Raw genomic sequence first — 5,534 nt, forward strand, 5'->3', positions numbered from 1 at the left:
AGGAAAAACACATAGACCAAGCCATTGAGATACTAAGGCATATTCTTTAAGGCTTTGGTTTATATTTATAATCATGGACTTCCCCGAGCTTTTAGTGATACTTGCGGTAGCCTTCATCTTCTTGGGTCCCGAGAAGATGGTGGAAGTGGCTACCAAGTTAGGCGAGTTTCTACGAAAGGTTAGAGAAACTTGGGATGAGCTTAGATACCAGCTATACATGGAAAGTATAAACAAGAAGATAATGGAGGAGAGCAAGGATACGACCCCTCCTGAAGATGAAAGTGTTTACGATTTGATAGAAAAGGAAAAGCGTGAGGAGGTAAAAGAGGATAATGGAACAACACGAACTTCCCAAGATGCCTCTGACGGAGCATCTGAGGGAGCTAAGAAGCAGGCTGATTAAGTCCATAGTAGCCTTCTTCATAGGCACAGGCATTGCCTTCTACTTTGCAAGCCAGATATTTGAAATCCTCAAAGAACCAGTAAGAAGGTCATACCCACAGGTAGAGCTTATAACCCTATCTCCCACAGAGCCTCTTTTTATACTTTTGAAGATATCCATAGTCTTTGGTTTTATCCTTTCTTCGCCTTTTATACTTTTCCAACTTTGGAAGTTCGTAGAGCCTGCCCTCTATCCCAACGAAAAAAAACTTGTCCTTCCACTTACCCTTGTATCCATAATTTTATTCCTTCTTGGCGGAGCTTTCTCTTACTTTGTAGCCCTGCCTATGGCTTTGAAGTTTTTGCTCGGCATAGGTCTTTCTCAACTTCAGGCAACCCCCTTTCTTTCTGTGAACCTGTATATATCCTTTCTTCTCAAGATGATAATAGGCTTTGGCATAGCCTTTGAACTTCCTGTTGTTATCTTTCTTTTACAGAGAGCAGGTATAGTTAGCGAGAGCCAGCTAAAGGCTTTTAGGAAGTATTTCATAGTGCTTGCCTTTGTGGTAGGTGCTCTTATTGCTCCTGACGTTACCACACAGGTTTTGATGGCTATTCCCCTTATAATTCTCTATGAGCTCTCTCTTATAGCTGGCAAACTTGGCAGGCGCAAACAGAAGGAAACTTCCATAGAGGTGGCACAAGAATGAGAGTGCTTATCACCGGTGCAACGGGTTTTGTGGGGAGATATATAGTCAAGGAGCTCCTAAGAGAGGGCTATACAGTAGGCTCTATTGTCAGAGATGTGAGTAAGCTGGAGAAACTCTTTGGCGATGCGGTAAAGCCTTACAAAGCAGACCTTGAGGACAAAAAGGCACTCAAAGGGGTCTTTGAAGACTTTAAACCAGACTACCTTATACACCTCGTGGGTATACTGGTAGAGGACAAGAGGAAAAAGCAAACCTTTATGAGGGTTCACTACCTTTACTCAAAGGTTCTTTATGAAGTTGCCAAAGACTACGGAAGGCTAAAGAGAGTCCTTCATATGAGCTCTCTTGGGACTCACAAGGATGCTCCCTCCATGTATCATCGCACCAAGTTTATGGCGGAAGAGGAGCTAAAAAGGTCTGGGCTAAGCTATACCATAATGAGACCCTCTCTCATACTCGGTCCTGAGCAAAAGCTCTTTTATGACCTATGGAGCATTACCAAGTTTTTGAGGCTTTTTGCCCTGCCCGGTGGCGGTGGCTATCTCTTTCAGCCTGTGGATGTTAGAGATGTTGCTTGTGCCTTTGTGAAGGCTCTTATCTTAGAAGAGAGCGAGGGTAAAACCTACGAGCTATGCGGAAACAGGAGGGTGAGCTTTAGGGAGCTTTTGGAGGACATTTTTGACTACTGGAAAAGGAAGGTCTTGCTCCTACCTGTGCCAAAAAGCCTTATGTATGTAGGTGGTTTGGTGGTAGAAAGGGTTCTTCAGCCACCACCCTTTAGCTCAGACCAGATGCTTATGATGTGGAGGGATAATATATGTGGTCTTGACCCTGAGGTGGAAAAGGAAGGTGTAGAAAAGCTCTGTGGAAGAGAGCCAATCTCTTACGAAGAATCTCTAAGGTGGAGTTTGGAAGAGTTTAGGAGGAAGATAAATGCTTGACCTTTCTGTGGAGCTTTTTGGCGTAAGGTTTAAAAACCCCGTTTGGGTGGCATCGGGAACTTTTGGCTATGGGCTTGAGGCTATGGAGATATACGACATATCAAGGCTTGGTGCGGTGGTTACAAAGGGTATATCTCTAAAGCCTCGCGAAGGCAACGCACCAGAGCGTATTGCGGAAACTCCCTGCGGGATGTTAAACTCCATAGGACTTCAAAACCCGGGAGTGGAAGGCTTTTTGAAAAAGATATACCCAAACCTTGAGAAGATAGACACCCACTTTATAGCCAATGTCTTTGGAGAAACAGAAGAGGAGTATGTGGAGGTATGCCTTGCACTTGAAGATGCCAAGAAGGTGGTAGCCTATGAGCTCAACGTGTCTTGTCCTAATGTGAAAAAGGGAGGTATGCTCTTTGGACATGACCCTGTAGTGCTTTCAAGGCTTGTGGAAAGGGTAAAAGCCAAGGTAAAAAAGCCAGTGCTTGTAAAACTCTCACCCAATACAGGAGATATAAAGGGCTTTGCCAAGGTTTGCACAGATGCGGGTGCGGATGGGCTTGTTCTCATAAACACCCTTCTTGGTATGAAAATAGACACAAAAAGCCAAAGACCTGAACTCTCTACACTTATGGGAGGTCTCTCTGGTCCTGCCATACTTCCCATAGCGGTAAGAATGGTCTGGGAGGTTTTTTCAGAGCTTGGACACTCTATTCCTATAATAGGTGTTGGTGGCATATACGACACGGATTCCGCTTTGCAACATATCCTTGCAGGTGCGGTATGCATTCAAGTGGGAACCGCTAACTTCTTTGACCCCTATGCACCCCTTAAGGTCATAGAAGGCATAGAAAACTACATGAGAGAGAGGTCTATAGAAAAGTTTACCGACCTTGTGGGCAGGGCTCATCGCCTTGTGGTGCGTGCCTAATGCAAAGATAGCCTTTTACTATCATTTACAGCCAAACTTTTCCCTTAACCTTTTTTCCACATAAGGATGCACCAAGCCTTTTAGGCATCCGCAGTAGCTTGCTATATCCCTTACTATGGTGGAACTTATGTGTATGTAGTCTTGCGATGGCATCATAAAAACTGTTTCTACCTTCGCCAATTTATAGTTATTTAGAGCAATCTGAAGTTCATACTCAAAGTCCGTAAAGAGCCTCACACCGCGCACTATAACCTCAAGGTTTTCTCTTTTCATAAAATCCACCAGTAGCCCATCAAAACCACGCACTTCCACAGCCTCTATATCCTCTACCATTTTTGAAAACATGTCCACTCTCTCTTCCATGCTAAAGAGGAGGTTCTTTCTGGGGTTTCTTGCTACCGCTATCACAAGACGGTCAAATATTCTAACCGCTCTTTTTACTATGTCTAAATGTCCTAAGTGGGGCGGGTCAAAGGTGCCGGGATAAACCGCTCTTTTCATTCTTCCTTCCTCCATATGGATAGGGCGGTATCGCCGTATATTTTTTTCTTTTCCGCAGAAAAATCCAACTTTTTTGAGTGTTCAAGTATAAAAGTTCCTCCCTTATTAAGACTTTTCAAAGCCAGTTCAATTAGCTTATCGTAGAATTCATAATCATATGGAGGGTCTGCGAAAATTACGTCTGCTCTTATATTTGCCCTTTCCAAAAATCTGAGTGCGTCCTCAACGACCACCTTACCCTTGGTTTTCTGCCTTATCTTTTCTGCAAACTTTGGGTTCTTTTCCACAAAAATAACCTCTGCACCCCTCTCTTCTGCAAACATGCCTATCTGACCAGTTCCAGCGAAAAGGTCAAGAAACAGCATCCCTTCTATGTCTCCTAACATATTAAACACCGCTTGCTTGACAAGGTTAGAAGTGGGTCTAAGTTTTTGCTTTCCACTTGCTTTTTTCACAAAAAGTATTATAATTTAGGTTTCTGTTTTTAAGGAGGTTTTGTCATGAGACAGTTTAAACTGCTACAGAAACTTGACAAGGAGGAGTGCAAATGGTCAAAGCCCTCGGACTGCATATCTTAGCAGACCTGTATGGGGTCCACCCTGACCTTATTGACAGGGTGGAGGATGTGCGTCAGCTCCTTGAGAGCGCAGTCAAGGTAGCAGACCTCACCAAGATATCTTCCCACTACTACCAGTTCCAGCCCCACGGTGCCACTGGTGTGGTGCTTTTGGCGGAATCCCACATTTCCATTCACACATGGCCAGAGCATGGTCTTGCTACCGTTGACGTCTATACCTGCGGAGACCCCACGAAGGCTTACAAGGCAATGGACTACATCATTGCCACTCTTGAGCCTGCAAGGGTTGATAAGCAGGTGCATGAACGAGGTTTGGTTGGTCAGTCCGAGGCGGACCAATTGCGAAGTATTTTGCTAAAGGTTTAAAAGTCTTTTTATAAATTTTCGGAGAGGGTCCTTGTGGCTCTCTCCCTCATAGACTAAAAAAGGCTTGATTTTTATAACCATCTATAGAAAATATCTCAAACACACCCACAAGGCAAACAGTGTTCCCACAAGCACGGGGAAGGTTAGGACAAAGCCTACCTTAGTGTAATACCACCAGCCTATGCGTATGCCTTTTTTATCCAAAACATGTAGCCACAGGAGGGTTGCCAAAGAGCCAATGGGTGTGAGCTTGGGTCCTATGTTTGTTCCCACAAGGTTTGCAAGGGCGAGAAACTCAGCCATTTTTGGCTCAAGCCCAGCCTCGCCTATTGATATGTTTACTGTCATTACCGTTGGTAAGTTATTCATCAAGGCGGAAAGAAGTGCGGAGGTTATACCCACACCCATTATGGCGGTGAGCTCTCCGTAGCTTAGAAACTTATGGATAAGCCCTGTAAGGCTGTCTGTATATCCTGCTCTTTTTAGAGAATAAACCACCGCATATACATACCAATGGAGAAAAAGACAATGTTCCATGGTGCAAAAAGGAAAACCTCTTTTAGGTTAACTACCCTATTTTTCAAAGTGGCAAGAGCCAGCAAAAAGGCACACAAGCCAAGCACAAAAGAGACAGGAATTTTAAGGTTCAAAAGCTCAAGCAATAGAAAAGTAGAGCCAAGCAGGGCTATTAGCAGGAAGCCAACCTTAAAAACAAGCCTGTCCCTTATTGCGTAGTGGGCTGGAGAGCTCAAAAGCACCTCTGGGTCATAGCTCCTTATAAGGTCTTTGCGGTAGAAGTCATAAAGCACAAGCAAGCTCAAAAGCACAGACACAAGGTTAGGGAAAAACATATAAAGGGCGTATCTCCAAAAGTCTATGCCAAAGTATTGGGCGGTTATTATGTTTGTTAGGTTAGATATCACCAAGGGCAGGCTTGCAGTGTCTGATATAAAGCCAGCTCCCATAATGTAAGGAATAATGTGCCTTTTGGGTAGGTTGAGGTATTTTATCTTGGAGTAGATTATGGGAGTTAGCATAAGGGCAGAGCTATCGTTGTGTGTGAAACAATTCAAGAAACAAATTACCATTATTAGGTATAAATGTTCAATATTTTCGGAGACTAGTCACCAAGA

General features: G+C 43.9%; 9 protein-coding genes. 5 read left to right on the top strand and 4 right to left on the bottom strand.

Annotated features, from left to right (window positions below; translation table 11 throughout):
• Positions 1-73 precede the first annotated feature (73 nt).
• From WKI49_03045 to WKI49_03060, 4 genes are read left to right on the top strand one after another with little or no spacing between them, the layout of a single operon-like run.
• Complete coding sequence (locus tag WKI49_03045; GenBank protein ID MEJ7621481.1) at positions 74-403, top strand: twin-arginine translocase TatA/TatE family subunit; 330 nt, start codon at positions 74-76, stop codon at positions 401-403.
• Positions 357-1,091: a twin-arginine translocase subunit TatC gene (tatC, locus tag WKI49_03050; GenBank protein ID MEJ7621482.1), complete on the top strand. Its 735-nt coding sequence runs from the start codon at positions 357-359 to the stop codon at positions 1,089-1,091. The genes WKI49_03045 and tatC overlap by 47 nt, the downstream gene beginning before the upstream one ends.
• Positions 1,088-2,032 carry an NAD-dependent epimerase/dehydratase family protein gene (locus WKI49_03055; GenBank protein ID MEJ7621483.1) on the top strand — a complete coding sequence of 315 codons (945 nt, stop codon included), beginning with the start codon at positions 1,088-1,090 and terminating at the stop codon, positions 2,030-2,032. The genes tatC and WKI49_03055 overlap by 4 nt, the downstream gene beginning before the upstream one ends.
• Positions 2,025-2,957 (top strand): dihydroorotate dehydrogenase, encoded by a 933-nt coding sequence (locus WKI49_03060; GenBank protein ID MEJ7621484.1) that lies wholly within the window; start codon positions 2,025-2,027, stop codon positions 2,955-2,957. Before WKI49_03055 ends, WKI49_03060 begins: the two co-directional genes overlap by 8 nt.
• A gap of 21 nt (positions 2,958-2,978) precedes the next feature.
• Here the strand turns inward: WKI49_03060 and coaD are convergent, their stop codons facing one another.
• Together coaD and WKI49_03070 are read right to left on the bottom strand one after the other, a co-directional pair.
• A complete protein-coding gene (gene coaD / locus WKI49_03065) occupies positions 2,979-3,458 on the bottom strand; it encodes a pantetheine-phosphate adenylyltransferase (GenBank protein ID MEJ7621485.1) in 480 nt (159 codons plus the stop codon).
• Positions 3,455-3,913 carry an RsmD family RNA methyltransferase gene (locus tag WKI49_03070; GenBank protein ID MEJ7621486.1) on the bottom strand — a complete coding sequence of 153 codons (459 nt, stop codon included), beginning with the start codon at positions 3,911-3,913 and terminating at the stop codon, positions 3,455-3,457. The genes coaD and WKI49_03070 overlap by 4 nt, the downstream gene beginning before the upstream one ends.
• Positions 3,914-4,005: 92 nt before the next feature.
• On the opposite strand from WKI49_03070, the gene speD reads away from it, so the two are divergent.
• On the top strand, positions 4,006-4,401 hold the full coding sequence (gene speD, locus WKI49_03075) for an adenosylmethionine decarboxylase (protein MEJ7621487.1): 396 nt from the start codon (positions 4,006-4,008) through the stop codon (positions 4,399-4,401).
• Positions 4,402-4,482: 81 nt separating this feature from the next.
• Here speD and WKI49_03080 read toward each other — a convergent pair whose 3' ends face one another.
• Positions 4,483-4,938, bottom strand: coding sequence for an ArsB/NhaD family transporter (locus WKI49_03080; protein MEJ7621488.1), 456 nt, complete (start codon positions 4,936-4,938; stop codon positions 4,483-4,485).
• A complete protein-coding gene (locus WKI49_03085) occupies positions 4,884-5,489 on the bottom strand; it encodes an ArsB/NhaD family transporter (protein ID MEJ7621489.1) in 606 nt (201 codons plus the stop codon). The genes WKI49_03080 and WKI49_03085 overlap by 55 nt, the downstream gene beginning before the upstream one ends.
• Positions 5,490-5,534 lie beyond the last annotated feature (45 nt).

This window comes from Aquificaceae bacterium, from assembly GCA_037722135.1.
Classification (GTDB): Bacteria; Aquificota; Aquificia; order Aquificales; family Aquificaceae; genus Pampinifervens; species Pampinifervens sericum.

Bases quoted from the DNA above. Each gene is read 5' to 3' on its own strand.
- WKI49_03045 (MEJ7621481.1), top strand. From the start codon at position 74: ATGGACTTCCCCGAGCTTTTAGTGATACTTGCGGTAGCCTTCATCTTC.
- tatC (MEJ7621482.1), top strand. From the start codon at position 357: ATGCCTCTGACGGAGCATCTGAGGGAGCTAAGAAGCAGGCTGATTAAG.
- WKI49_03055 (MEJ7621483.1), top strand. From the start codon at position 1,088: ATGAGAGTGCTTATCACCGGTGCAACGGGTTTTGTGGGGAGATATATA.
- WKI49_03060 (MEJ7621484.1), top strand. From the start codon at position 2,025: ATGCTTGACCTTTCTGTGGAGCTTTTTGGCGTAAGGTTTAAAAACCCC.
- coaD (MEJ7621485.1), bottom strand. From the start codon at position 3,458: ATGAAAAGAGCGGTTTATCCCGGCACCTTTGACCCGCCCCACTTAGGA.
- speD (MEJ7621487.1), top strand. From the start codon at position 4,006: ATGGTCAAAGCCCTCGGACTGCATATCTTAGCAGACCTGTATGGGGTC.
- WKI49_03080 (MEJ7621488.1), bottom strand. From the start codon at position 4,938: ATGGAACATTGTCTTTTTCTCCATTGGTATGTATATGCGGTGGTTTAT.
- WKI49_03085 (MEJ7621489.1), bottom strand. From the start codon at position 5,489: ATGGTAATTTGTTTCTTGAATTGTTTCACACACAACGATAGCTCTGCC.